Source organism: Catonella massiliensis (assembly GCF_016651435.1).
In the GTDB taxonomy this organism is placed as follows: Bacteria; Bacillota; Clostridia; order Lachnospirales; family Lachnospiraceae; genus Catonella; species Catonella massiliensis.
Window position 1 is genome coordinate 849,402 of the sequence record NZ_JAEPRJ010000001.1, and the last position, 20,811, is coordinate 870,212.

General features: G+C 37.2%; 18 protein-coding genes. All 18 read left to right on the forward strand.

The features are described 5' to 3' along the window. The 18 genes from JJN12_RS03780 to JJN12_RS03865 all read left to right on the forward strand — a co-directional run bounded on the left by JJN12_RS03780 (nucleotide 1) and on the right by JJN12_RS03865 (nucleotide 20,483). Complete coding sequence (locus tag JJN12_RS03780) at nucleotides 1-642, forward strand: RloB family protein (RefSeq protein WP_208428432.1); 642 nt, start codon at nucleotides 1-3, stop codon at nucleotides 640-642. Nucleotides 643-740: 98 nt separating this feature from the next. After that, nucleotides 741-1,346 (forward strand): L-2-amino-thiazoline-4-carboxylic acid hydrolase, encoded by a 606-nt coding sequence (locus JJN12_RS03785; RefSeq protein WP_208428433.1) that lies wholly within the window; start codon nucleotides 741-743, stop codon nucleotides 1,344-1,346. Between the two features lie 328 nt (nucleotides 1,347-1,674). Beyond that, complete coding sequence (locus tag JJN12_RS03790; protein ID WP_208428434.1) at nucleotides 1,675-2,289, forward strand: TetR/AcrR family transcriptional regulator; 615 nt, start codon at nucleotides 1,675-1,677, stop codon at nucleotides 2,287-2,289. Between the two features lie 51 nt (nucleotides 2,290-2,340). Beyond that, complete coding sequence (locus tag JJN12_RS03795; protein WP_208428435.1) at nucleotides 2,341-2,736, forward strand: hypothetical protein; 396 nt, start codon at nucleotides 2,341-2,343, stop codon at nucleotides 2,734-2,736. An 80-nt stretch (nucleotides 2,737-2,816) separates the two neighbouring features. Then, nucleotides 2,817-3,779, forward strand: a complete 963-nt coding sequence (locus tag JJN12_RS03800; protein ID WP_208428436.1) for a ketopantoate reductase family protein — start codon at nucleotides 2,817-2,819, stop codon at nucleotides 3,777-3,779. Nucleotides 3,780-3,993: 214 nt separating this feature from the next. Continuing rightward, nucleotides 3,994-4,278 carry a hypothetical protein gene (locus JJN12_RS03805; protein ID WP_208428437.1) on the forward strand — a complete coding sequence of 95 codons (285 nt, stop codon included), beginning with the start codon at nucleotides 3,994-3,996 and terminating at the stop codon, nucleotides 4,276-4,278. 207 nt (nucleotides 4,279-4,485) lie between these two features. Further along, nucleotides 4,486-5,106: a flavodoxin family protein gene (locus JJN12_RS03810; RefSeq protein ID WP_208428438.1), complete on the forward strand. Its 621-nt coding sequence runs from the start codon at nucleotides 4,486-4,488 to the stop codon at nucleotides 5,104-5,106. Nucleotides 5,107-5,319: 213 nt separating this feature from the next. Beyond that, complete coding sequence (locus tag JJN12_RS03815) at nucleotides 5,320-6,573, forward strand: serine hydroxymethyltransferase (RefSeq protein WP_208428439.1); 1,254 nt, start codon at nucleotides 5,320-5,322, stop codon at nucleotides 6,571-6,573. 1 nt (nucleotide 6,574) lies between these two features. Next, nucleotides 6,575-7,525, forward strand: a complete 951-nt coding sequence (locus JJN12_RS03820; RefSeq protein ID WP_208428440.1) for an AEC family transporter — start codon at nucleotides 6,575-6,577, stop codon at nucleotides 7,523-7,525. A 167-nt stretch (nucleotides 7,526-7,692) separates the two neighbouring features. After that, complete coding sequence (locus JJN12_RS03825) at nucleotides 7,693-8,643, forward strand: alpha-hydroxy-acid oxidizing protein (protein WP_208428441.1); 951 nt, start codon at nucleotides 7,693-7,695, stop codon at nucleotides 8,641-8,643. Between the two features lie 27 nt (nucleotides 8,644-8,670). Then, on the forward strand, nucleotides 8,671-10,530 hold the full coding sequence (locus tag JJN12_RS03830) for a hypothetical protein (protein ID WP_208428442.1): 1,860 nt from the start codon (nucleotides 8,671-8,673) through the stop codon (nucleotides 10,528-10,530). Nucleotide 10,531: 1 nt separating this feature from the next. Next, complete coding sequence (locus JJN12_RS03835; RefSeq protein ID WP_208428443.1) at nucleotides 10,532-13,594, forward strand: toll/interleukin-1 receptor domain-containing protein; 3,063 nt, start codon at nucleotides 10,532-10,534, stop codon at nucleotides 13,592-13,594. Nucleotides 13,595-13,770: 176 nt separating this feature from the next. Next, entirely contained in the window at nucleotides 13,771-14,379 is a 609-nt protein-coding gene (locus tag JJN12_RS03840; RefSeq protein ID WP_208428444.1) for a TetR/AcrR family transcriptional regulator, read from the forward strand. After that, the gene (locus JJN12_RS03845; RefSeq protein WP_208428445.1) at nucleotides 14,366-16,120 is read left to right on the forward strand and encodes an ABC transporter ATP-binding protein; all 1,755 of its coding nucleotides are present in this window, start codon (nucleotides 14,366-14,368) and stop codon (nucleotides 16,118-16,120) included. The genes JJN12_RS03840 and JJN12_RS03845 overlap by 14 nt, the downstream gene beginning before the upstream one ends. Next, on the forward strand, nucleotides 16,104-17,825 hold the full coding sequence (locus JJN12_RS03850; protein WP_208428446.1) for an ABC transporter ATP-binding protein: 1,722 nt from the start codon (nucleotides 16,104-16,106) through the stop codon (nucleotides 17,823-17,825). The genes JJN12_RS03845 and JJN12_RS03850 overlap by 17 nt, the downstream gene beginning before the upstream one ends. 11 nt (nucleotides 17,826-17,836) lie before the next feature. Beyond that, nucleotides 17,837-18,418, forward strand: coding sequence for an MptD family putative ECF transporter S component (locus tag JJN12_RS03855; RefSeq protein ID WP_208428447.1), 582 nt, complete (start codon nucleotides 17,837-17,839; stop codon nucleotides 18,416-18,418). After that, a complete protein-coding gene (locus JJN12_RS03860) occupies nucleotides 18,418-19,104 on the forward strand; it encodes an energy-coupling factor transporter transmembrane component T (RefSeq protein ID WP_208428448.1) in 687 nt (228 codons plus the stop codon). Before JJN12_RS03855 ends, JJN12_RS03860 begins: the two co-directional genes overlap by 1 nt. After that, nucleotides 19,098-20,483, forward strand: a complete 1,386-nt coding sequence (locus JJN12_RS03865; protein ID WP_208428449.1) for an ABC transporter ATP-binding protein — start codon at nucleotides 19,098-19,100, stop codon at nucleotides 20,481-20,483. The genes JJN12_RS03860 and JJN12_RS03865 overlap by 7 nt, the downstream gene beginning before the upstream one ends. Nucleotides 20,484-20,811: the final 328 nt, after the last annotated feature.

Below are 20,811 nucleotides of genomic sequence, written 5' to 3' on the forward strand. Positions count from 1 at the left end.
ATGGCGAAAATAGATAGGTCAGGTATTAGGAAAAATCGTGAACAGAGTAGAAAACTTAAAAATCCGGAACTAGGCTACTATCTGATTGTTACAGATACGGAGGCTACTGAGCGGTGCTTCTTTACAGGGCTTCATCAATCATTGAAGGCGGGCGTAAGAAATAAACTTGTTATTAAAGTTATAGAAACAAAAACACGGATAATGATTGATAAATGCCTGGAACTTACAGCTTATGATGCGCAATATAGAGTTCCTTGGATTGTATTTGATAGAGATAAGGTTAAGGATTTTGACGAAATTATTTTTGAAGCTGAGAGTAAAGGGATTAAGGTTGGTTGGTCAAATCCTTGTTTTGAAATATGGTTGCATGCATATCTAGGTTCAATGCCTGCAGTACAGGACTCTTGGAATTGTTGCGCTGAATTTGGACGTAGATATGAGAAGATGATAGGACAGAAGTACTTAAAGGCTGATGAGAAGATGTATGCAAAACTTTATAAAGCAGGGAATGAGGAAAAAGCATTGCAAATAGCAAGGCAAAAGCTGGAACAGTGTATACGAGAGGGGAAAACAAAACCCTCAGAGATGTGTCCTTGTACAACGGTACACGAGTTGGTGGGCGAGATAAAATCAAAATTGTAAACTATTTAAGTCGAATACATGCATTTAACTTGAACGATTATTGTCTATTAAAATGACTGTAAAGTTATAAAACAGTAAATTTGCTTTGGAGAGATGCAATGAAACTTAATAAAATAATCAGAAGTGTTTGTGATATTGCAGCAGATGATATTGGTAAAGTTAAAGCCGATAAAATCAAAAAGAATGCACAAAAAAGGCTTGAGGAGTTGTGTGCCGAAAACAGCAATGATTCGAAAGCTCTTAAAGCCCATACATATAAGCGTATTTATCCTTGTATTGCAGTATATGAAACCTTGTTGGCGGAAGGCATTGAACAGGAAAAGGCTGTTTGGTACATTCGTGAGTATTTTCAACGTCTCGCCAAAAAGATTGAGCCACATCTTCAGAGGATAATAAAACTATTTAGGTTAGAAAAGAAGATGCCAAAGATCTTCCTTAAAATAATACAGAAAAGTTTTGGTACAGATGCGGGATTTATCTATGAGTTTCCTGAAAGCTGTGGTAATGAAGCACGCTTCAATATGGTTCGCTGTCCATACTTTGATACCTGCAAACGCTACGGCTGTCCTGAAATTACAATGGCATTTTGCGATGGAGATGACGCAGGATACGGTAACCTAAATCCAAAATTGTTCTGGTGGCGAACAAAGACTTTAGGACGAGGCGATGATTGTTGCGATTTTTGGCTAAAGTTTCGGGAGTGACAAGACAGTTCGTTAACGATTATGGGGTTACAGCAAAAGTATTATCGCGCTTATCCGTTGTGCTATTATATTCAAGAATTCTTTGAGTTTCACAAGATACACATATTAGTGAGAGTGTGTATCTTTTTTTGTTGTATGTAAATATTGTCTTATTTCAGGTGAAAGTTTGTGTGGGAGATTACTGATTTAAGCTAGTATTTATTAATAGTAATTGCTTGTTGAAAAATTTTAATAACTATTATCGACTAAAAGTCGAAAAAAATATTGACAAAAACAAATTGGCGTTATATTATAAAAACCGACTTAAAGTCGAGGGTGAGGTGTGAATATGAAGAAAGGTGAGCGAAGAAAGCAAGATCTGCTAAATATTGCATATCGTATGTTCATTGAAAAAGGCTATGAGAATACAAGCGTAGACGATATCATTATTGAGGCGGGTATTGCAAAGGGAACATACTATTACTATTTTGAAAGTAAAGAGGCAACATTGGAAGCAGTTATTGAAATGATGATTGAGAAAGCTGAAAATATAGCGAAAGCAGCTCTTATGAATCCTGTGCCTATACCGCAGAAACTGGCTTCAGTCGTGTATGCTTTTCAGCCAAACAAAGATGAGATTGTTATAACAGATGTGTTGGAAAGAAAAGAAAATATTGTAATGCACGATAAAATTGGTAAGAAAATTGTTGAAGTGGCAGTTCCTATTCTTTCAGATATTGTAAGAGAAGGGATAGCGCAGGGAATATTTGCGTGTACCAATGTTGAAGAGAGAGTTAAAATGTTGTTGATTATGAGTCAGAATATGTTCGATTATGGGGCTTATAGCAACAAGGATATTGAGGTGTATGTAGATATGCTAGAGAAGTCGCTTGGGGCAAAGGAAGGAATAATGAGTTTTATAAGTGAGTTTTTATTGGAGGGACAAGTTCATTCTCCTGCCTAAATCCAAGTATTGAAGAAAGCTATTTACTATGATTATAAGGAGGTTAAGTCAATGAATCAGAAAAAAATGAGTACTTATTTGCGAGTACTATTTATAATTCTCATTATTGCAATATCCGGGGCAGCATTGCTTCAGATTTTCGCTCCTGAATATATGGGAAGGAATGCTGCTTATGGCATTTCTACAGGGTGGCAAAGAGAAATTGGCTTTTGGAATATTGCGGTATTAGTTATATTGATTACTGCTTATAGGCATTACAATTGGATTTATCTTAAATCAATTTTACTTGCTCTTATTCTAGGTGGAATAGGTATTGGGACTAATCATTTTATACATTATCTACAGGTGCATCAAATTGTTAATTTAATCGGTGCTTTAGAGAATTATCTTCTAGTCATTGCCTGGATTATAGGTTGGAAAATAGAAGCGAAAAGGCAGGATGAATAGGCTTACTATAAAGGGCATATGTTTTTGTAATGATATCAGATAGAGTAATAACTAAATTGAAACATAAGGAGTAAGGATAAATGAAGATATGTATTTTAGGGCTAGGTGTAATAGGTACAACTTATGGCTATGTGTTTAAAAAAGCGGGTCATCAAGTTGAACATTTGCTTAGAGAGATGAATACCCCCAATGTCCCATCAAGCCTAAACATCAAAATATTGGATGGCCGCTATAATAAAAAAGGAGAAGAAAAATCAGATAAATATACAGTGAATATTGCAAAGCCAAATACAGAGTATGATTTCATTATTTTGAGTGTGGCTAGTGGGAAGATAAAGGACGCCATAACGACACTTAATAAAAACAATATTACAGGAAGCCTGATTTTATTCTGCAATTTTTGGTATAGTCGTAAAGAAATTGAAAAAATAGTTGGCGATTATAGCTATATTATAGGTTTTCCTACAGCTGGTGGAAGTATGACGCTGAATATGCTTGATTGTGTGTTATTTAACCATATAATGGTTGAAAGCGAAAGAAAATCAAACATCACTAATTACAGTTCTTTAATAGAACTTCTTGTATCCGCAGATTTGAAAACAGAAATTCCTTACGACATGGTAGAGTGGATATGGATTCATATGGCAATCAATGCAGGGGTTACCTCTTCTGCTGCGCAGGGAGGAAATATCAATAAACCAAAACAGCTTGCCATAAACCTAATGAACAGCCCACAAATGCTTGCTATTGCAGTAAAAACGATAAGAGAAACTGTTAAGGTGGTAGAGGCGAGAGGGGTAGATTTAAGGCCATATAAAAATGAACTTTTACCATATAGAATACCCGCAAGGCCCGCGGGCATAATCATGAAGATGATGTTTAAAAACAATGAACTTACACGAAGAATCATGACTTTACATAATGATTTAACGGATATTATGTATGGATGCAAAAGTGTTTATGAGACTGGGAAGTTAAAAAAGCTTAATTTGCCGCTGTTCTATTCTAATATGGATATAATATTGGCAAATATATCAAACTGATAGTATTGCGTATATTAAATATGTGTGATATAAAAAAGAAACGAGCAAGTCCTTTCGGAAATAATCTATACACGGTGAAACCCCATTTCTTTGCCCTTGTTGTTATCATGAAACTGTGGACTAGTCAAGGAGATTAAGCTTAAAGGCTTGTTGATGAAATTGAAATGTAGTTTTCTGACTTAAATACAGCTAAAAAGAAATTAGAGGTGGTACAATGGATGATTTTGTAAATTTATTTTCTAAGATAAAACAACTATCTAATGATATTACGGAGGAAAACTATTATGACTATGGTAAGCAGGGATATGGTATTTTAGTTAGAATACATGATATGGGTACTAGTAAGGAAGATACATATAACTTATTTTTTCAATATTACGATGGCTTACAGGATGGATTATCTAAAGAATGGATTGGAGATATGTTGGATTATATAAGTGGATGGTGTAATCCTGAGAAGCATATTTGGAGGGATGATGGTTCAAAACTCCACAATTAAGTCACAGTCTTTTGTTAATATGCTCTTTGTTATGTACCTTTGGCTTCCGATGATTTTTAATCTCTTAATAACTCTTATCTTACTCAGATTAAAGGTTGAGAAGGCAAACAAAGAGCTTCAGAAATAAGCTACCTTATTAAGCAGAGGTCATGACAGGAAAGAGAACAATATACACATATACTTACAGTGTACGAAAGGAGAATGATTATGCCTAAAGTTTTAATTATCAATGGAAGCCCACGTGTCAAGGGAAATACAAGCATTGCCCTTGATGAGATGGTAAAGGTGTTTGAAAAGGAAGGTGTAGAAACTGAAGTAGTTCAGATTGGAAACAAAGATATACGAGGTTGCATAGCCTGCGGGTATTGTTATGAAAAAGGAAAATGTGTCTTTAATGATGTTGTAAATGAACTAGCTCCGAAGTTTGAAGCGGCAGATGGCTTGGTAGTGGCATCTCCAGTGTATTACGCTTCTGCAAATGCGACACTTATAGCCTGTCTTGATAGGCTGTTTTATAGCTCACATTTTGATAAGTCAATGAAAGTAGGTGCCAGTGTAGTCTGTGCAAGAAGAGGAGGACTGTCTGCAACCTTCGATGAGCTTAATAAGTATTTCACTATTTGTGGCATGCCTGTTGCATCCAGCCAGTACTGGAATAGCATTCATGGCACGGACAAAGGAGAGGCTCTGCAGGATGAGGAAGGGTTGCAGACAATGAGAGTTCTTGCAAGAAATATAACATTTCTCTTGAAGAGTATAGCACTTGGAAAGGAAAAGTACGGTTTACCTGAAAAGGAAGAACACCAGGAAACAAATTTTGTACGGTAAAAGAAGACAAAGATATAAGAAAATAATTATTGTTGAAAAAAGCATGAAACCGCGATATGATGAGAACGGATACTTTTTGATAAACAATAAGACTCATTAAAGATAATTAAGTTATAAGGGGTAATAAGTTTTTCCTAATTTACTATACAGCTATAAACACATATAATGGTCTATATAGTGCAAACTAAAACACATTTGATTGGAGGAGGAAGTATGGTTAAAGAGATTATGAATTACATCCGTGAGATAGATCCGGAGGTAGGAGCAGGGATAATAGCTGAGTATGAGAGGCAGCAGAACAATATCGAGCTGATAGCTTCAGAAAATATTTTGTCTACTGCATCAATGGTTACTATGGGAACTATTCTTACCAATAAATATGCCGAAGGATATCCTGGAAAGCGCTACTATGGCGGATGTAAAGAAGTAGATGTATTGGAATCACTTGCTATTGAAAGAGTGAAGAAGCTATTTGGAGCTGAATATGCCAATGTACAGCCACATTCAGGAGCTCAGGCCAATATGGCAGTTACAATGGCTGTATGCTCCCCGGGAGATACTATTATGGGTATGAGCCTTGATGCAGGCGGACACCTTACTCACGGCTCACCGGTGAACTTCTCCGGACTTTTTTACAATATTGTGCCTTATGGAATTACAGACGAAGGTTTCTTAGATTATGATGAAATCCTCTCTCTTGCAAAGGAGCACAAGCCTAAGATGATTATTGCAGGTGCATCTGCCTATCCTAGAGTAATTGATTTTAAGAAGTTTAGAGAGATAGCTGATGAGGTAGGAGCTGTGCTTTTTGTAGACATGGCTCATATAGCCGGTCTTGTTGCAGCAGGGGTTCATCCAAGCCCTGTACCTTATGCAGACATAGTTACATCCACAACTCATAAGACTTTGCGTGGTCCAAGGGGAGGTATCATACTTTCTACAGCGGAAGCGGCAGAAAAGTATAACTTCAATAAGGCAGTATTCCCGGGTATCCAGGGCGGACCGCTTGAACATGTAATTGCAGCTAAGGCTGTCTGCTTTGGTGAGGCACTTAAGCCTGAGTACAAGGCTTATCAAGAGCAGGTTGTAAAAAATGCCAGAGCTCTTGCAGACGAGTTGATTAAGAGGGGCTTTAAGCTGGTTTCTTCAGGTACTGACAACCACCTTATGCTTGTAGATTTGACTAATTTCGAAGGGGTATCAGGTAAAGATATGCAGAACCTCTGCGATGAAGTAAACATTACTCTGAATAAGAACAGTGTTCCTAATGATCCTCGCTCAAAATTTGTAACTTCAGGAGTTCGTATTGGTACACCTGCTGTAACTACTAGAGGATTTAAGGAAGAGGATATGGCTGTGATAGCAGACTGCCTCTATAAGGTTGCAACTGATTTTGAAAACAGCAAGGAAGAGATACTTTCTAAGGTTTCAGGCCTGACTAAGAAGTATCCGATTTATGAGGGATAATATGCAAGCAATATCTACTATTTTTCCTGTATTTTTCATTCTCTTCTTAGGCATATACGCAAGAAAGAAGGGATGGATAAATCACGAACAAAATAACGGACTAAAGACTATCGCATTAGATATATTATTTCCTTTTCTTATCTACCATATAGTTGCAGGCTCTGTCCTTGACAGAGATATTGCTCTCGAAATAATATATTTAATAGGAGTCTGGATTGTCGTTTACTTTTTAGGAAAGATAATATGTAGGATGTTGCCGGAGAACTTAAGGGATTTATCTCCATTTTTACTTTTAACCTGCGAGGGAGGGGCTGTTGCTCTTCCCTTGTATTTGAGTATTGTGGGTTCATCCTATATTTTGAATCTGATTCCCTTTGACCTTGCGGGCATCCTAATTAACTTTATTTTCGTTCCTACGGTCTTACAGATAAGGCGCAAAGATGAGCTAAAGTTATTGCCACTGGTGAAAAAGGTAATTTCAGCACCCTTTGTAATAGCGGCCCTGCTTGCAGTTATTACCAATTTGACGGGCTTACAGAGACTGCTGTCACAAAGCAGTACCTTTGGCTCAATCTATGAAAATACAATGAATGCGATAATAGCGCCTGTTTCAGGACTAATTCTTTTTAGCCTGGGTTATAGTATAAGGCTAAAGAAAGGTTATTTATCAAGTCTTTTTAAGTTGGCAGTTATCAGACTCATATTTTGTAGTGGGATAATAGCCTCGTTTTTCCTGGTATTTCCTGAGAAAATGGATAGTCCTGTCTTTTCTTTGGGAGTAATCTTGTATTTTTATTGTCCTACAGGCTTCCCTGTACCTTTGCAGATAAGGGAAATCTTGGATTCGGAGGAAAAGGAGGAGTTTGTTTCGGCATTTATTTCTCTATTTTTATTAATAGCATTGGTGGTCTATGTTGCTCTTAGTTTTTATTATAAGCAACTGCCTTCGTAACTTAGACATCAAAGGCAATTACAATGTGATGCCATTTGCAGATGAGGCATTTGTTAAGGGTTATTTTGAAATATTGATTAAGAATATCTGTTAAGAAGTTAACAATGTTTGAAACTTGAGTTAAGTTTTAACTTCGACAAATACATAGTAATTAAAAAGGAGGTTTTATGGAAGAGACAAAAAATATCTGGCCGGGTAAGCCGGGTGTAATACCTGTAACCAGTGGAAAGGCAGATGACGCCAATGTATATAATCGTGCTTTTCTTGATAATATCCACGTTGAAATGCGTGTGATAGACAGCACGGAAGTTGATACTACGACAGAGATATTTGGGAAAAAATATGCTTCCCCTATAATGACGCCTGCATTTTCACATCTAAATAAAGTCTTGGAAAATGGGCGTACTCCTATGGAGGAATACAGTCTGGCTGCAAAAGAGATGAACTGCCTGAACTGGGTAGGCATGGAGGATGATGAGGCTTACCGTTCGATAACAAGTCACAATCCTGATACTGTACGCATTATCAAGCCATTTGCAGATAAGGAAAAAATCATATCAGAGATTAGATTTGCCATCGAATGTGGAAGTACTGCAGTTGGCGTGGATATTGACCATGTACCCGGAACAGACGGAAAATACGATGTAGTTGACGGCTTCCCTATGGGAATGGTTAGCTTCGAGGACTTAAAGGAATATGTAAGTATTTCTAGCCTTCCATTTGTGGCAAAGGGTGTGCTTTCCGTACAGGATGCGCTTAAAGCAAGAGACGCAGGCTGTGCAGGAATAGTTGTATCTCATCACCATGGCCGTCTTCCTTTTGCAATAGCTCCTCTCCAGATTCTCCCTAAGATAAAAGAGGAACTTAAAAACTCAGATATGAAAATCTTTGTAGACTGCGGTATGGATACAGGCTATGATGCTTATAAGGCTCTGGCTCTTGGAGCAGACGCGGTTTCAGTCGGACGAGGCATCCTCCCTCCTCTATTAAAGGATGGTAAAGACGGTGTAGTTAAGAAGATGATAAGAATGAATGAAGAACTTAGGGAAATGATGATGTATACCTGTGTTAAGGATATGAAAAGCTTTGATAAGACGGTGCTGTATATCAATAGATAAGATTTGTACAATGTTTAGGGTGGTATAATGAAGGAAAATAAAACTTACTACAAGAAAAAAATATATTTTGTTCTATTTGCTATGACTCTGGTTTTTGGTTTCCAGAGTCTTTATGAATACTATAGTGTGAGCATAGAGAATCCTTTTTTAAGGCTTTCCAATGTACTGTTTGGCATTTTAAAGATGTTCTTATTTACACCTCCGATATCACCCGATGACAGTCCGGGGATTATCTATGAAATCGCAAAGTGGATGGCACCGATTCTTACTTCCGCCTTCGTATTTACCAAGATATCCAATACCTTACTTCACCTGAAAAACATAGTAATCAACAAGTTTAGCAGGAATCATATTTTAATTTTTGAAAAAAGCCTGATGTCAGAGACGTTAATCACCAATCTGATGAATGAAAAGACTCCGTATAAGATTTCCCTTATATCAAGGCAGTTTATTGATGACAATCTTAAGGCTAAATACGAGAAAAAGGGGATAGCTACATATCAGATTGATTTTGAAAAAAGCGGTAAAAATGAGATAAGGGAGCTCTTAAATACTGTAAATATAAATAAGGTTAAATATATGTTTTTCTGCTCCGAAGCAGACCTTGTAAACTATGCTCTATATGCCAATGTAATAAAGAGAATTAAGCCAAAAAGAAATATTACCTGTTATGTAAAATGTGAATCAAAGACAGTATCTTCTTACATTGAAGATGTCATCACCCGCGCGAGAGAGGAGGCAGAGGTTCTTAAGAAGATAGATACCGTACATTTTGACCAGAGGGATTTGACTGTTAGGATGCTTATGTCGGATAAATGCGTACTTAAGAGCCTAAAAAGCAGTCTTAATGACCTGTCACAAATGGATAATATGATTTCTTTAGAAAAAATTGGTGAAAGCATTAGAAATATGCATATCCTCATTCTAGGCGTGAATGAACTGACTGAGGTCTTATTAAAGCACATTGCAAATGATATGACCTTGTGCCTCAAAGCAAATACCAAAGTAAGTATAATGGACAAGGCAGCGGACTCTAAGATGGCAGCAATACTTGACAAAAATGAGGGACTAAAAAATGCCTTGAACTTAAAGGCTATTGATATTGGAAGCAGTAGGAATTCGCTGCAGGAGGGGCTTACCAAGATAAAAAATGAGGGAGACCTATCGCTTATTTTTATGATGGATGAGGATGTGGTGAAAAGCCTTAAATACCTTAAGACATTGACAGGATATTTTGGAAGTCTTCCTAAGATAATTAGAAATGTATCCAATATCGACCTAAGCTATGTTTTACCAAAGAACAGCGATAATATCCTTGTATTTGGCGATGTTTCTCAGATAATGACAAGCGATATTATGATAAGGGAGTCACTTGATGAAAGGGCCAAGACTTTCAATGACAGCTATAATAAAGCCGTGGAAATGTCAGGGATGGGAAGTGGCAGCAGTTGGAACGAACTCTCCTATGTAAAGAGGACATCGTCAAGATTGTCAGCTACTCATGCCAGAGTTAAGGAAGAGATACTTAGAAAAATTTTCTTTGACAATTCAGATGATGAAATAAGGAATTATTTATCTAAAAAGTTTGAAGAGTTTGGTGCCTTGCAGGATATTATGCAACAAGACTGGGAAGAGTTTAAGATAAGATTTCGAGGGTATTTAAGTGACAATCCTATACTAGACTTTCTATCAAGACTTGAGCATAAAAGGTGGTGTAACAGCTACTATGCAATGAATTTTGTCTACGGAGAAAATAAGGATGAGAACTTAAAAACTCATCCCTGCCTCATAGATGATTGGGACATAATCATAGGTGATAAGTTTGACATCTGTCATCCTGAGTATGATTTGTTATCGGTATTTACATTGTTTAAAACGGAGAAATAAAATGGAAAAAGAGCATATAGACAGCACTTCATCTGAAAGGATGGAGGAAGCAGAAGCTTTTTATAACGAGAAAGAGTACAAGTACACAGCCTTTATAAGCTATAGACATGTGGAGCCTGACCAAAGCATAGCAAGGCAGGTTCATCAGATGATAGAGACCTTCAAAGCCCCTAAGGAGTTCTATCAGAATGGCAAAAGACCGACATTTAGAGTGTTTAGAGACAGAGAAGAATTAGCCGCAAGAGACCTTAGCACCTCTATAAAAGAGGCACTTGAAACCAGCAGATATCTGATTGTGATTTGCTCAAAGCGTACCCCTTTATCTGAGTGGTGTAAGAAAGAGGTCGAGATATTTAAGAGTATACACGGGGAAGAGAGAATTATCCCTGTATTGGTAGAGGGTGAGCCTTTTGAGGCTTTTCCTGAGGCTCTAAGAGGAAAAGAAAGTAGTAATGAGGAAGCGGAGTATGAGATACTGGCAGCGGATTTAAGACCTGAGAGGGTATTAAAATCTGATTTTAAGGGATATGCCTATCTTCAGGATAATGACAGACAGAGCCTTAAGGAGCTTACAAAAGAATCCCTCAATATATTAAAAACTGAAAAGTACAGAATAATGGCAGCCATCCTTGGCTGTACCTTTGGCGACCTTAAACAGAGGGATAAAGAGAGAAGAAGTAAGAGAATATTAAATATATCTATAGTATCAGGAGCAGCATTTCTGCTCTTTGGCATATTTATGGCAAATGCTTATCAAAAGGCTGAGCAGGCAAGAATAGAGGCTGTACAGTCAAATGCCAATATACTTATGAAGACCTCTAAGGAATTCCTCAAAGAGGGAGACTACCTAAAAGGAGTTCTGGTTGCAAAAGAGGCTATGGGAATGATTAGTGAGGACATGAAGTATTATTCTTCCCTAAAAGCCGATGAAGAGTATATATTAAACAGCAGCTTATACCACAGCGGTGCATCCACGCTTACGACCATTTCAACTAAAAACAATCTTACCTTTATGGCTGTAAGCAATGATGAGAAATATGTGGCTTATGGACTTGAGAACAATGATACGGCAGTAGCAAAGGTGGAAAATGGCGAGGTTATTAAGGTATTTACAGGGCATAGCCAGCAGGTAAAAATGGTTGATTTTTCAAAGGATAATAAATATCTGGCATCAGCATCATTTGACAATACCTGTATTGTATATGACTTTGCGAGTGGAAAAGAGGCTGCAAAGCTTGAGATAGAGGGAGTTCCGATGCTTGCAAGGTTCTCTGAGGATGGAACAAGGCTATTTTATGCCGTAAATTCTAATAATGCCATAGTTTTCTATACTTATGATACAGCTAACTGGCAAAAACTGGGCGAATTTGTGGTAAATGAACCGATAATATCAATTGATATAAGCAAAGATGGAAATGAAATGCTTGTAGCCTTAAACTCTAACTCTGAAGAGCAGCTTACAAGAAGAAATGTGGTTGATGGCAAGATTCTTGAGGTGATACCGAGACAAAAAGGGAAGGGCCTTGGAGGAGCAGAAGTTGAAAAGCCTTATATGGTTGCAAAATACTCACTAGACGGGGATAATCTTCTTTTGCTTACAAACTCAGAAGTCCTGAAGCTTTCAAGACAAACAGGTAAAGAGGTATTTAATAAAAAGCTTACAATGAATAATATAATCGAATCAAACCTGCTTATAGAAAGTAGCAACGGCGATAAGATTGTACTTAAGTCAAGTCCTAAGGTATTTATACTAGATGGAAAAAGTGGTGACGTAACTGATGAAATATATTTTCCAAACTTAAATATGAGGTATTTTACCTATAATGATGCAACTAATACTGTGGTGGGATTTGGAGAAAATGGGAATTATTCAATCTGGAGAGATAAGACTGTAGTAGAATCCGGACTTAGTTATGGTGGAGGTGTGCCAACTGAATTCATTTTCTTAAAAGACGGAAGTAAGATACTTGCGAACTCTCACGAAAGCCAGACGATTAAGATAATAGAGTTAAAATCAAAGGTAGAGGCTGATACTATCAATGCAAGGATAATGGCTAGCTCAAACGACAGCTCACATCTTTTGCTTTTTGATGGTAAAGACTTGGCAGTTTCAGATGATGACGCAAGGACGATGAAGAAAATTGTTGTAGATGAACCATCTACGTATTCTCTCTCAGAAAATACAAATCTCTGCCAGATATCTAATGATGGCAGATATTATGCCCTGATATTTAAGCAGGATATATCTGATGCTGCACCTAAGGCACTTAAGCTTTACGACCTTGTTAAGAATGAGAAAAGGATGATACAGATAAATAATGCGGCTTCAGTAATCACCTTTTCTGATGACTCAAAGAATATCTTTGTAGTGGACAGTGCAGAGGGGTTAAACGTCTATGATGTAGGCGATTTGAAGCTGGTAAAGAACTATAGTGAGATAAAAGATAATGTATTAAATATCAAGCTGTCTAAGGATTCTAAGATAGTGGCGGTGAATATGCTATCCGGAACTGCATATTTGTATAATCTTGAGACAGGAAAGAGGATAGATGAGATTAACGGCGAGATTATAAATGTCGAAAAAGCACAAGATGAAATAATAGTAAGAGGAATCAAGAAAAACAGCATATTTAAGTGGAGCAGTACTTCAGGGCTTTCTTCCTGGGATATGGATGATGAATGCCTAAAGACACCTCAGAGCTTTTATGATGTAAACCTATATAATGAAAACACTGATAAACTAATGATAATCAGAAACAATGATGTAGATAGAAAATGTTATCTAATCGATTTTTCAACAGGAAAGCTAAAGCTGTCTCTTGATATTGCATTAAGGAGGTATAATGTGAGCGGTAACATTTCTCCTGATGGTAAGTTAATAACTATAGACAGAGATTATTTTGAGAAAAGTGGTGAAAAAATAAGTGACTGGTCTTACGATATGGTAACTTCCATATACAGGGTTTTAAGTGAAGAAGAGGCATCAAAGGAGGTTGATGAGATTCTTTCAGGCAGAACATTGTCAAAAGAAGAAAAGGTTGAGATTGGTATAACTACGAAGTGATGGCATTGATGAAGGAGAGTTATTATGGCACTCAGGTGAATAACCTGGGTGTTTTTTTATAGAAAAATTTTTTGAATTATTGACAATTATTCTCAATAAACCTATTGTTAGCTTAGTCTAACAGTTTTATAATATTCTTACCGACGATAGCGTCGGTAAAAATGGAGGTTGACGATATGACTGACACAAAAAGGCTTACTGCGGCTGAAAGAAAGAAAGAAATAATGAATTCGGCGGCAAAGGTAATCTCCGAAAGGGGATTGGAAAAGGCAACTATGGAGGAGATTATCGCTGGAACTACTTTATCTAAAGGGGGTGTATATCATTATTATGGAAGCGTGAATGAGATATTTAAGGATATTATGAGGTTTGGAATTGAGTACAGAAACAATGTCATAAAAGAGCATTTAAGCGAATGTAAAAAGGGAGAGGAGATGCAGTTTATGGCAAGACAGCTTGTAGACAAGATAATTGATGACAACCCCTATATGCCTCTTTATGTAGAGTTCCTAATCGCCGGGAAAAGAAATCCGGAATTAAAGACTATGATGCTTGATTTACAGACTGAGACTATGGAGAGCTTTAAGGGAGTCTTTGAAAATGATTCAGAATGGCTATTTAATCCTAATATAGCTCAGTTTATTACTGATTACATGAACGCATTAATACTGGCTTCTAATGTATTAGACGCTAGAGAGAACTTTAAGAAGAACAGGAGGTATTTGGAGGACATGATGGTTTATTTGTTTGAACAGGGAAAGGAGAATGGTAATGGGAGTTTATAAAAAATTATTCAGGTATGTTCCGGAGGTTAAACTGCTTGGCTATTTGGCAATATTAATCTCGGCGGTATCTGCCTTTTTAATGGTATATGGATATTACTACATATACTTGTTTTTGAATGAAGTTATCGTAAATGATAACTATGAGAATGCCGGAGTGTATTCGGTTAAAATAGTAGTTTTTCTATGCGTAAGTGCTGCCCTATATCTTACATCCGGGCTTGTATCACATAAGCTGGCATTCCGCCTTGAGACAAACCTTAGAAAACGAGGAATTGACGGGCTTACAGACTCAAGTTTTAGATTTTTTGACCTGAATTCTTCAGGATATATCAGAAAAACAATAGATGATAATGCAGCCAAGACACATATGGCAGTGGCACATATGCTGCCTGACAATTCACAAGCTTTCTTAGTTCCGATTTTTACACTGGTCTTGTCATTTTTAATAAGCATTAGAGTGGGGATTCTCATTGTAGTATTATCGGTTGTTTGTGGACTAATTATGTGCATGATGATGGGAAACAAAGATTTTATGAAAAAGTATCAGGAAGCCCTTGACAGACTCAGTTCAGAAACTGTTGAGTATATCAGAGGTATGCAGGTTGTTAAAATATTTGGTACCAGGTTAAAGTCCTTTAAGGCTTTATACGATGCTATTACGGATTATTCAAGGTATGCCCTTGATTATTCTATTTCTTGTAAAAGGCCGTATGTTTTATACCAGCTGATATTCCTAGGATTGATTGCAATTATAAGCATACCGCTTAGCGTCTTCCTTGCAGAGGTAAAAAATCCGAAGTTTATGGCGGTTGAGCTTATTATGATATTTTTTATAAGTGGCGTAATCATGGTTTCATTTATGAAGATAATGTGGGCAAGCATGAATATTTTTAATGCGAACTTTGCCATTGACCACTTAGAAGAATTGTATAAAAAAATGCAGGAAGACAAGCTCTCATACGGAGATAGAACTGACTTTGACAACTATGATATTGAATTTGAAAATGTGAGTTTTTCGTATGGTGAAAATAAAGTTTTGGAGGATTTGTCATTTACACTTAAGGAGAAGAAAACATACGCTCTGGTAGGGCATTCAGGTTCAGGAAAGTCTACAATAGCAAAGCTTTTATCAGGATTTTACAAGGTGGATAAGGGAGCTATTAAGATAGGCGGCCACAGACTTGAAGAATACTCAAAAGAAGCTATTATACGAAGCATTTCATTCGTATTTCAAGACAGTAAGCTGTTTAAGAAGTCAATATATGACAATGTTGCACTTGCTGATGAAAAGGCCGGAAGAGAAGAGGTATTAAAGGCTCTAAGCCTTGCGGGCTGTGATGAAATCATTGCTAAGTTTAAGGATGGCGAGAATACTATTATCGGCTCAAAGGGAGTATACCTTTCAGGGGGAGAAAAGCAAAGGATAGCTATAGCCAGAGCAATTCTTAAAAATTCTCCTATTGTCATAATGGATGAAGCCAGCGCCGCTATAGATGCGGATAATGAGTACGAATTACAAAAAGCCTTCAAGAACCTGATGAAGGATAAGACTGTAATAATGATAGCACATAGGATGACAAGCATTAGGAATGTAGATGAAATCATCGTTTTGGAGAATGGCAGGATTGTGGAAAGAGGAGATAATGATTCGTTACTATCTGCACAGGGACAATACAGTAGGCTTTTAAACTTATATGAAACTGCAAATGATTGGAGGGTGTCAAATGAAAAACTATTATAAGAAAAGATATGCCCTATCTGAACAGGGGGCAGCCAATCTTTCAAAGTCGACTTTATACTGCTTTTTGACATATTGTATAAATATCGCTCCAATGTTTATTTTAATGGCATTGTTTAATCAACTTGTCATCGGAAAGGCATATAGTACCATACAATACATTGTTATGGGCATTTTCACATTAGTTTTTATGTACATCTTACTCTCTAAGGAGTATGTAAGCCTATACAATGCGACTTATAAGGAATCTGCTAATCTAAGGAGTGGGATAGCGGAAAATTTGGCTGAACTACCACTGTCTTATTTTTCAAAACATGATTTGTCAGACCTTTCACAGACGATAATGTCTGATGTGGAGAGGATTGAACACGCTATGAGCCACTCCATACCCAAGGTAGTTGGAATGTGGTTATTCTTCCCTATTATGGGAATTATGATGCTTATAGGAAACTGGAAACTCGGACTTGCTGCCATTATACCAACATTTATCTGCTTCTTAATCAACCCATTGGCTAAGCAAAAGGAGGTATCTGAGTACAGCAAATATTTTGGAGTACTTAGGGAGAACTCTGAGCTTTTTCAGGAGACCATAGAGCTCCAGCAGGAAATAAGCAGCTTCAACCAGTCGGACAAGGTAAAAAAGTCCTTATATAAGAAAATGGAAGAGAGCGAGAGGGCACATTTTAAGGTTGAGCTTCTGTCTATGATTGCAGTAGGACTATCATCGTCCCTATCGTATATCAGTGTGGCTGTAGTAATAGCAGTAGGTGTACAGCTTCTAATACAGGGAGAGATTAGCCTTTTATACCTTATAGGTTACATTATAGGAGCAATCAAAGTAAAAGAGCTCTTTGATATCTCTGTCGAGGGTTTGACGGAAATGTCCTATATCGAGCCTGCGGTAAGGCGGATTAAGGGGATTAAGAGTGCGGTACTTCAGGAGGGTGAGGATACGGAGCTTACGAGATATGACATAGAGTTTAACCATGTATCATTTGCCTATGACAAAGTGAGTAAGGTGCTAAAAGATGTGAGCTTTACTGCAAAGCAGGGTGAAGTTACTGCCCTTGTAGGCTTGTCGGGCTCAGGTAAAACCTCTGTCTTAAGAGTAGTATCAAGGCTTTATGACTATGATGGAGGCAGCATACTGATAGACGGAAAAGACATTAAAAATATATCAACGGATTCTTTGTTTAAGAAGATATCCATAGTATTCCAGGATGTGACTCTCTTTAATACCAGCATACTTGAAAATATAAGGCTTGGCAGGGAAAGTGCAACTGATGAAGAGGTAAAAGAGGCTGCAGCCCTCGCTAATTGTATGGACTTTATTGAAAAGCTTCCGGAGGGCTTTAATACCAGAGTAGGTGAGAATGGAGCTGAGCTTTCAGGTGGAGAAAGACAGAGACTGTCGATAGCAAGGGCGTTTCTTAAGGATGCACCTATTCTTATCCTTGATGAAATATCTGCAAGCCTTGATGTAGACAACGAGAAAAAGATTCAGGATAGCCTAAATAAGCTGATAAAGAATAAGACAGTCATTATCATTTCTCATAGGTTAAAGTCCATAGAAAATGTGGATAAAATAGTTGTTATTGACGATGGCAGGGTTGAAACAGCAGGAACTCATAAACAACTTTTAGAACAATCAAAGGTATATAAAAATCTTATTGAAAAAACTAACTTGGCAGAAGAATTTAGTTATTAAAGGGGATAGAGATGAAAGATAATAAGTTAAAAATAAAGGATTTGGTGACAATAGGAGTATTCACAGTAATATATTTTGTGTTTATGTTTGGTGTTGGGATGATGGGAGTGATACCGATTCTCTTCCTGATATATCCTACTGTACTGGGGATTGTAACCGGAACAATTATTATGCTTTTTATGGCAAAGGTACAAAAGCCTTGGGCACTGTTTATACTTGGGATGATTTCGCCTATTATAATGCTTTTAGGCGGACACACTTATGTGATTGTACTTCACTCACTGGTGGTGATGTTTATAGCTGAGATGATTAGAAGAGCTGGTGGATATAAGTCTCTTAAGTTCAATATGCTTGCATTTATGGTATTTAATACCTGGATTTGCGGCTCTCTTATGCAGATGCTTTTGGCAAGAGAAAAGTATATTGAATTATCTATGATGATGGGCAAGGAATATGTGGATGCTCTGATAGAACTTATCACCTATCCGCATATGGCGCTTGTTTATGCAGGCGCTCTCATTGGAGGCCTTATAGGAGCGTACATTGGTAAAATCCTACTTAAAAAACATTTTACGAAAGCAGGTATTGCCTGATGTTTTACAATCAGAATAACAGGCTCAATCCAACCCCCATAACCAAATTTATAGCGGTAATTCTACTTGGTATGGGAGTGGCTCATTCTATGAATCACTACTTGGAATGGGCGGCAGTACTCACCATTTCTACAATGTACTTTATAAATGGACTTATAAAGGACGGGATAAGGAACATCATTGTATTTGGAGTTTTGTTTTTTGCGCCAAGCTTCAGTGTGCTTGCTACATTTCCACTTGTTTTGAAGATGCTTCTTTCCCTAGTTTTTGTATGCAGGATGTTTTATCTTCCGTATTCCGCAGGGAAATATATGATAAAAACCTCAGATGTGGGAAGTATCATTTCGTCCATGGATGCTCTTAAAATACCGAGTGCAGTATCCATACCAATAGCAGTTATGTTTCGCTTCTTTCCGTCATTTGCAGAGGAGAGAAATAATATCAAGATGGCGATGAAGATAAGGGGAATAGATACCAAGAATCCTGTTAAATACCTGGAATACGTACTTGTTCCCCTCCTCATCATATCATCAAACATAGCTGATGATATAGCAAAGGCAGCAGAGACCAAATGTATAGCTAATCCTATTAAGAAAACAAGATATATAACTGTGGGAGTGCATTTGATTGATTTTATTTATATATCTTTGATAGCTGCAATTGCAGTCGGAGGTTTTGTATGCTGAGAATAGAGAATTTATCCCTTTCTTATGGGGAGAATAAGGTATTAAATGATATAAGCCTTAACATAGCTGATGGAGAATGTGTGTTACTTACAGGAGAGAGTGGAAGTGGGAAATCTTCTATTATCAACTCTATCAACGGCTTAGCCTTTGAATATGAAAATGCTCAAATATCAGGAAGTATTAAGGTTGGTGAAAAGGAGATTAAAAACCTTGAACTCTATGAAATATCTCTTTTGATAGCCAGTGTTTTTCAAAACCCTAAGACACATTTTTTCAATGTGGATACCACTCTTGAACTTCTGTTTTATCTTGAGAACATAGGGCTTGATAAAAAAGAAATGGAAAGCCGAATGAAAGATATGCTTAATGTATTTGGGATAGAGTATCTACTGGGACGAAGTATATTTGAGCTCTCAGGAGGAGAAAAACAGATACTTTCTGTGGCAGCCTGTTATATATCCGGCTGTAAAATCATTGTTCTCGATGAACCTTCATCTAACTTGGATGAGAAGTATATTGATATCCTAAAAGAAATGCTAATCATTCTTAAAAATAAAGGGATAACACTCATCCTTGCGGAGCATAGGATTTATTATCTAATGGGTGTGGCAGATAGAATAATTATCATTCAAAATGGAAGAATAGCGAGAGAGTACACTGCACAGGGCTTTTTGGAGGTTACGGATACTGAGATAGCTGGCTTTGGACTTCGCTCAAGACATAAAACAGTCTTAAATAAGCCTAAAAACAATGGTGGAAAAGACCTGATAATCAAGAAACTTTCCTTTAATTTTGCCAACAAGGGAGAACTTGAAATGTATGATGTATCCTTTGATTTTGGGAAAATATATGGAATCGTAGGAAAGAATGGTTGTGGTAAGTCCACCATTTTGCGAATTTTAACTGGTTTGGAAGAGAATGATAAAAGTGAGATATTATTCGGAGAGAGAGTTTGTAGTAAGAAGGAGAGAATTAAGGCTTCCTCGTTGGTCATGCAGGATGTCAATCACCAGCTATTCACTGATTCAGTCGAAGAGGAAATGAAGCTGGGAGTTAAAGAATTGAAACAGGATACTGTTGATAGAATTCTATCAGGGCTAGGCCTTACTGAACTAAGAGACAGACATCCTATGAGTCTTTCGGGTGGTCAAAAGCAAAGGGTCGCTATAGCTTCTGTTCTATGCAAAAACTCGAGATTCATATTCTTTGACGAGCCAACAAGTGGAATGGATTATAAAAATATGCTCAAAATATCAAAGCTGATAAAGAGCATGAAGACAGAAGATAACATCATCTTTATCGTATCTCACGATACAGAGTTCTTAAATGAGGTCGCCGACAGTATCCTCTGTCTGGAGGATTATAGGATATACAATTAGATGAAAAGAGACTGCATAACAAGCCAAAGTCCAATAACTACACGCAATCTGACATGATAAATGAGGCAGATAGATGGAGAGGAAGAAACGTGTGGTACCTAGGGAGGTCTGTGTGATAAGCCTTGAAAGAGGTAACCATTGCCTAAAGCAATACTTAACACACAGAAGTGGACAGAGGTCATAGTAGTCGAGAGACAAAGGACCTAATCAATAGGAGTCTCAAGTATGACTGAGAAAGAATTTATTTATAAGTTTAGCAGAAAAACTGCAAAAACAAGTCATAAATATTGACCAAGGCATTTTTAACTGTTATAATGGTGACAGAAAA

Excerpts from the sequence above, each read along its gene's own strand:
- JJN12_RS03840 (WP_208428444.1), top strand. The coding sequence starts at position 13,771 with ATGACTGACACAAAAAGGCTTACTGCGGCTGAAAGAAAGAAAGAAATA.
- JJN12_RS03810 (WP_208428438.1), top strand. The coding sequence starts at position 4,486 with ATGCCTAAAGTTTTAATTATCAATGGAAGCCCACGTGTCAAGGGAAAT.
- JJN12_RS03850 (WP_208428446.1), top strand. The coding sequence starts at position 16,104 with ATGAAAAACTATTATAAGAAAAGATATGCCCTATCTGAACAGGGGGCA.
- JJN12_RS03790 (WP_208428434.1), top strand. The coding sequence starts at position 1,675 with ATGAAGAAAGGTGAGCGAAGAAAGCAAGATCTGCTAAATATTGCATAT.
- JJN12_RS03805 (WP_208428437.1), top strand. The coding sequence starts at position 3,994 with ATGGATGATTTTGTAAATTTATTTTCTAAGATAAAACAACTATCTAAT.
- JJN12_RS03855 (WP_208428447.1), top strand. The coding sequence starts at position 17,837 with ATGAAAGATAATAAGTTAAAAATAAAGGATTTGGTGACAATAGGAGTA.
- JJN12_RS03820 (WP_208428440.1), top strand. The coding sequence starts at position 6,575 with ATGCAAGCAATATCTACTATTTTTCCTGTATTTTTCATTCTCTTCTTA.
- JJN12_RS03845 (WP_208428445.1), top strand. The coding sequence starts at position 14,366 with ATGGGAGTTTATAAAAAATTATTCAGGTATGTTCCGGAGGTTAAACTG.
- JJN12_RS03865 (WP_208428449.1), top strand. The coding sequence starts at position 19,098 with ATGCTGAGAATAGAGAATTTATCCCTTTCTTATGGGGAGAATAAGGTA.
- JJN12_RS03835 (WP_208428443.1), top strand. The coding sequence starts at position 10,532 with ATGGAAAAAGAGCATATAGACAGCACTTCATCTGAAAGGATGGAGGAA.
- JJN12_RS03800 (WP_208428436.1), top strand. The coding sequence starts at position 2,817 with ATGAAGATATGTATTTTAGGGCTAGGTGTAATAGGTACAACTTATGGC.
- JJN12_RS03830 (WP_208428442.1), top strand. The coding sequence starts at position 8,671 with ATGAAGGAAAATAAAACTTACTACAAGAAAAAAATATATTTTGTTCTA.
- JJN12_RS03825 (WP_208428441.1), top strand. The coding sequence starts at position 7,693 with ATGGAAGAGACAAAAAATATCTGGCCGGGTAAGCCGGGTGTAATACCT.
- JJN12_RS03780 (WP_208428432.1), top strand. The coding sequence starts at position 1 with ATGGCGAAAATAGATAGGTCAGGTATTAGGAAAAATCGTGAACAGAGT.
- JJN12_RS03795 (WP_208428435.1), top strand. The coding sequence starts at position 2,341 with ATGAATCAGAAAAAAATGAGTACTTATTTGCGAGTACTATTTATAATT.
- JJN12_RS03785 (WP_208428433.1), top strand. The coding sequence starts at position 741 with ATGAAACTTAATAAAATAATCAGAAGTGTTTGTGATATTGCAGCAGAT.
- JJN12_RS03860 (WP_208428448.1), top strand. The coding sequence starts at position 18,418 with ATGTTTTACAATCAGAATAACAGGCTCAATCCAACCCCCATAACCAAA.
- JJN12_RS03815 (WP_208428439.1), top strand. The coding sequence starts at position 5,320 with ATGGTTAAAGAGATTATGAATTACATCCGTGAGATAGATCCGGAGGTA.